Consider the following 5,440-nt stretch of genomic DNA (forward strand, 5'->3'; position numbering starts at 1 on the left):
TCAGTTCCGGGTCCAGGTTCAAGCCCTTGCCCGGCTCAATCGTTACTTCTTCCTTGCGTTTGCGTGGCATAAAAGTGGCTCCTTGGCCTTCAGTTTATGCCTCACACACAAAGGTTCGGATAGGCTCTCGCTGACAATCGGCGGCTGAAGACCGGAATTCCATCGATGTCGAGCACTGCTTCGTCGCCGGGTACTTCAATTTCCCTTTTGCCCAGCTTCGTCTGCCATGACTATCGCTTTCGAGTCTCCCGACCAGCCCGATGTGATCGCCCTCATCGCCGATCTGGATGCGTACCAGGACACCCTGTACCCGCCTGAGAGCCGGCACGCTCTGGATATCGCGTCGCTGAAGCAATCCAATGTGCTGTTCGTCGTTGCGCGGGACAGCGAAGGCAAGGCAATCGGGTGCGGGGCGATTGTCCTCAACCCCGAATTCGGCGAATTGAAGCGGATGTATGTCAGCCCACGTGGGCGTGGGCAGGGTGTCGCGAGGAAGCTTCTGACTACGCTTGAGTTACGGGCAGTCGACTCGGGTTGCAAGGTGATCAGGCTTGAGACTGGACCCTATCAGCCTGAGGCGCTGGGTTTGTATGCGTCTGCTGGATATCAGCGACGGGGACCGTTTGGTGATTACACGGACGATCCGCTGAGTGTTTTCATGCAGAAACACATCGCCTCCTGAGGGACAGGCTCGTGCGGATTCGAAATGGCATCTAGTGAGTCCAGTTGGTCGTCCGGTTTCGGCCAACATGCGACGGTCGCGAGAGACAACGCTCGGACATTCCGATGTCGGCAACACACTCCAAAGCGGCCATCCATCTCATTTCTCAAGTTTGGCGCGCGGTTGCCGTTGAAGCAGTTAGGGCGGTCAACCGCTAGGGTGCTAAGGGGGATTGATGGAGATACTGGAAGCATATTGTGCGGAGCTCGGCAAAGTCGTTGATATCTACGATGCACAGAAAGCATACTTTGCCTTGCCGGAAAATCGCCGAAAGCGATTCATCTTTCGATGTTCCGATGATGCTTGTCGAGCAGAAAAAAATCCGCTCGTGTCAGGTGTCAACTATGACAAGTTGATCGAGGAAACCGAGAAATATCGTCAGATTCACTTTCGAGTGCCGGCCGGAAATCCGCATCTCGAAACGTGCATTTGGGTGCAGGGGCATGCGCAGCGTCGAGCTAACGGCGGTGACACTGACGGCGATCCGCACCCTCGGGTGGAGCGATCCAAGTCGACCAACGTGATCGACGTATTCCGACCGAAAACCTCTGACTCGACGGCTGATGCGCCATCCGGCAAACAGGTAGCCAATTCTCCAGTAGATCGCGAACCACTGGATGTGAATCCATCGTCAGGCGGCGGTGCCCGTGCACGCGATGGCTACACCAGTACGTCGCGTCTGGAACGCTTCATCGATTGCTGGGCACAGTATGAAGGCGATGAGCTCAAGGAGCATCTGGTAGTCATTGAGGGAAAAACACTCAGCTATCGTCAAGCCGTTTTACGCCCGGATTGGATCACGCCGGGCGAGAATTGCTGTGACCCGATGCCACGTAGAATGCCCTCGCAGAGAACTGAAGTAGCGCATTCGTACTTCGGATAAACTTGTCACTTGGAGACATGCACACTCTTTAAGCCCTTCTCGATAAACATGAGACGGCGGTATTCCAACAAGGGCGTTGCCTGTCATTCAGGCGATGACGCTGGCAACTCTTTACGTCGCGAAGGTAAGGGTAACGGCAACTGCATAATCCAACCAGCACATAAATCAATGATTTTCGCAGGCAGACCAATGGATGAAACTCAACGTTGCAGCCAACAAGAAGAGATAAGACAAGGTGATATTCTAAGCATTGAGTGCGATGAACCTTCTCTGGATTTTCCTCGCCTTGGCGTTGTCATAAACGCCGACTGCGATTTGGCGCACAAGAAGATCGACGGCACGATAGCCTTCTTGCCTTTATACTCGTTCGCAGACTACCTTACACGCTTCTGGATCCCGTCATTTGTTACCAGCCGAAAAAACGAATTAGCAACTGAGATCGCCAGATTTTGCAAACTAGACTCCACAGCGCAAGATGATCTTCTACGATGGCTCGTCACAGCAGAACCCGATACGGTATCCGAGAAGCTTCAGACAACACTCGCTCTAAAGCCTAAAACTTATGAAGATGTTTCTCTTCGAATGCGGAAGTTGCACCGATGCCTGCAACCTGGGGCTAAATCCCTCGCGACATTGGCGGAATTTGCAAGAGATGAGAAAGACGAGCAGACCGCTAAGCGTTACCTTAAAGAGCAGATTGAAAAAGCCAAGAAGAATTTAGGGGATGGTCATTTCTTCATCAGCGATGTAAAAGGAGAGGAAGATATCGGTTTTATCGTTAGAATGCGAAGAATTTACACGCTAGATGCATCCTGCTGCTTCACCGGAGTTGCCCAACAAAGGGCTCAGACCAAACTGGGTAGTGTTAGTGCCGCCCGAATTTGTCGCCTAACGCCATTATATCAATTCAAGGTCGCGCAATTGTTCGCTCATCAATTTTCTCGAATTGGGCTTCCAGATGAAACGACCGCATTGGGCGATATTGCAATCGACGACATGACCACCAAACTTATGGCGCTTAAACAATAATGAAAGCTCTAGTGTTCACCCCCTCTTCGCTCTTTCGATTTTCACAATTCTCGATATCCGAGCAATGGTTCTCTGACTATCTGCTACCCACCGGAGCCAGCGGACTCAAACGTGTGGTGATAGACGACATCGCTTATCTCATCGACGAAGGTTTGGACGATGATAGTGGTCCTATCGTTGTCGTAAATCTCGAGGGCGATGACACAGTCTTTTCAGTAGATCGGGAAAATGTACCCATTTTCGAGAGAGTCATAACTGTTGCACGAGCGACCTTTACAGAAAGCGTCAAAATTCCTGCTGCATGGCGTCAATACCATGAGCATAGTTTGCTCTCGATCGCCGCCTCACCAAAGATTAGGAACCGCAACTCGCGGCTTCACTTTGACATGCGACCAAATGGAGTGGATGCATTGTTTGCATTCTCCGTTACGGAAGATACGGTCGACTTTTCTTCGCTGCCGCGGCCAAAGAAATTATTTGAAACCGCGCTATCTGGCTTAACCGATGCTGTGTTAACCCGTCAGGAAGCAAAAGTCCAAGAAGACAACGGGGCGGCGGGGATCCTTTTGGCTGAGAGACTGCCCCAAGGGTTTGTGCAAGGAGCGACCTTGGACCAATGGTACTCATCCAAGTTGACTACCGCGCAGCGCCTATTCGTTGACAAACCACATGACGGCCCAGTTAGACTGCGCGGGTCAGCCGGGACGGGCAAAACACTGTCTCTTGTCGTCAAGTTCTTGCACGACGGTCGGCAAGCCGAGAAAAATCAGAGTGTGACCAAGCTCGGCTTTATTACACACAGCCTAGCCTCCGTCGACCTAGTCGGATCGATGACAGAGAGCCTCGACACCACCGGCCTACTTACCGGAGTGGGAAAGTATTGCAAACTAGAACTTCGCACTCTGTACGATCTCGCGTATGAAAATCTGCGTTTCGCACTAGATGATCTAGAGCCATTGTCATTGGATGGGCGGGAAGGTAAAAGGCTTCAGTTTGAGCTTATTGAGTCCGTTCTTAAGGAAATGTACAGATCGCCCATAGCTCGGGCACAGTATTCAGACATCACGTCACCGTTGATGACTCGGTGGGAGGCTGCAACTCAGGGCAACGATCGGCTATTCATTTCGGAAGTAATGAACGAATTTGCGAGCGTTTTGGATGCGGAAAGTATAAGGTCAGGTGAGGAACGCGGAGAGAAGTATGCAAAAAATTCTTCTCAACGCGCCGGATGGCTGATGCATCTACCTAGGGAAGAAGATCGGCGCTTTCTTCTTGAAATCCATCGACGCTACCGCTCCCTTCTTGCCGATATGAACACCCTCAGCGTCGATCAGATGGTAGCCGACTTTAATACCTTTTTAGATTCTAATCGATGGGCTAGCGTCCGCGGTCGTAATGGATACGACGCATTGTTCGTTGATGAACTTCATCTATTTACAGCAGTTGAGCGTCAGATTCTCCACAAGCTGATACGCCGCACAACCGACGATTCTGGGGTGCCAAAAAGGCCTGCAATATTCATGGCGTATGACCTCAAGCAGAGCCCGAACGACACTGCAACGCAAAGCTCCGATGGTAGTAATCAAATTTTTACTGCAACCAGCGGACTGCAGAACTCTGACCTAGTACAACTCGACAAGGTGTTTCGCTATACCCCTCAAATTGCGGAATTTCTGTCGGATTTGGATGCATCGTTCCCAGCGTTGAATATCCCGGGCGAATGGGATCTCTATAGCGGAACGCCTCAACTCGATGATGGTCACAAACCTGAGTTGACCGTTTTTAAGGATGAAAGAAGTCTCTTCAAGAGTGTTCTAGACTCCGCCGTGACAATAGCCCGTTCCGCCAAAGGCGGGGGACGCCGTGTCGCGGTCTTGTGTGCAAGCGAGGAAATGTTTGATCGATATCTGCCCATCGCCAACGGGCAGTACGAAGGGAAAATATTTCCAATATCCGGACGTGATCCATCCTCCGAGCTTCGACATGCAGGTAAGAGATTTATTTTTAGTATGCCAGAGTACGTCGCGGGCTTGCAATTTGATACTGTATTTCTAATTCATGTTGATGTTGCGGACGCTCCAACGAACGCTTCACTTGGAATGCGAAGGCGTTTCATTTCGAACATATATCTTGGGTCTAGTCGCGCAGAAAACGTACTGAAAATTTCAGCATGTGATAACCGTGGCGGATATTCAGATATTCTACAGATGGCCGTCGATCGCGGTAGCCTGACCCTTATCCCAAAATGACGGGCGATCCGAAAGAATTTTAGTCGGATTTTTTATGATTTAGGCAATGCTTTCATCCATGTACACCGGCGAAAGCATTGCCACAGTAATTCTAGAGAAATTGAAAAAAAGTCGCTGTTTACACCAATGCAACGTATGCGTCGACTTGCAGCGTACCGTTGAACGAATCGAGGTGCCGCTGCGGATGCGTAGGCCGCAATAAGTGTGTCACTAGCGTGGCCTCGGTTTGACGGTGCTTTTCGTCATCGAAGTATCAGTCTTGTTTCCGCTTCGAGCGCATTAAACACGTCACTTCGCCTCAGTGCGCAATAAATGTGACACTTCGCGTCGCCGCTATCTAACACCTCAATACAACTTTCGATACACATGCTCAGTCGCCGTATTGTTGAGAGTCACCTCGTGGCCTTCGAGCCGGAAGCCGTTCTCCCATATCTAGTGTCCCGTTCCGCTGATTCGCGAACAAAGTCGGTGTAGCTTTTCGAGGATGGAATCGGCAGACGCGGTCCAGACGAATGGCTTGCAGTTTTCGTTGTAGTGGGAGACGAATTGATCAATGCG

At 50.8% G+C, this 5,440-nt stretch carries 4 protein-coding genes and 1 pseudogene; 4 read left to right on the forward strand and 1 reads right to left on the reverse strand.

What is annotated here, in order from left to right; genetic code table 11:
- The first annotated feature begins 226 nt into the window (after positions 1–226).
- The 4 genes from QZM67_RS39605 (at position 227) to QZM67_RS39620 (ending at position 4,882) form a co-directional block, all read left to right on the forward strand.
- Positions 227–682, forward strand: coding sequence for a GNAT family N-acetyltransferase (locus tag QZM67_RS39605; protein WP_301811861.1), 456 nt, complete (start codon positions 227–229; stop codon positions 680–682).
- Positions 683–896: 214 nt separating this feature from the next.
- Positions 897–1,604, forward strand: coding sequence for a hypothetical protein (locus QZM67_RS39610; protein WP_301811864.1), 708 nt, complete (start codon positions 897–899; stop codon positions 1,602–1,604).
- 189 nt (positions 1,605–1,793) lie between these two features.
- Positions 1,794–2,633, forward strand: coding sequence for a hypothetical protein (locus QZM67_RS39615; RefSeq protein ID WP_301811867.1), 840 nt, complete (start codon positions 1,794–1,796; stop codon positions 2,631–2,633).
- Complete coding sequence (locus QZM67_RS39620) at positions 2,633–4,882, forward strand: UvrD-helicase domain-containing protein (RefSeq protein ID WP_301811871.1); 2,250 nt, start codon at positions 2,633–2,635, stop codon at positions 4,880–4,882. Before QZM67_RS39615 ends, QZM67_RS39620 begins: the two co-directional genes overlap by 1 nt.
- Before the next feature lie 432 nt (positions 4,883–5,314).
- Here the strand turns inward: QZM67_RS39620 and QZM67_RS39625 are convergent.
- Positions 5,315–5,440, reverse strand: a pseudogene (locus tag QZM67_RS39625) (IS630 family transposase); the annotation flags it as partial.

Origin of the sequence: Burkholderia sp. AU45251 (assembly GCF_030482905.1) — a bacterium.
GTDB classification, from domain to species: domain Bacteria; phylum Pseudomonadota; class Gammaproteobacteria; order Burkholderiales; family Burkholderiaceae; genus Burkholderia; species Burkholderia aenigmatica.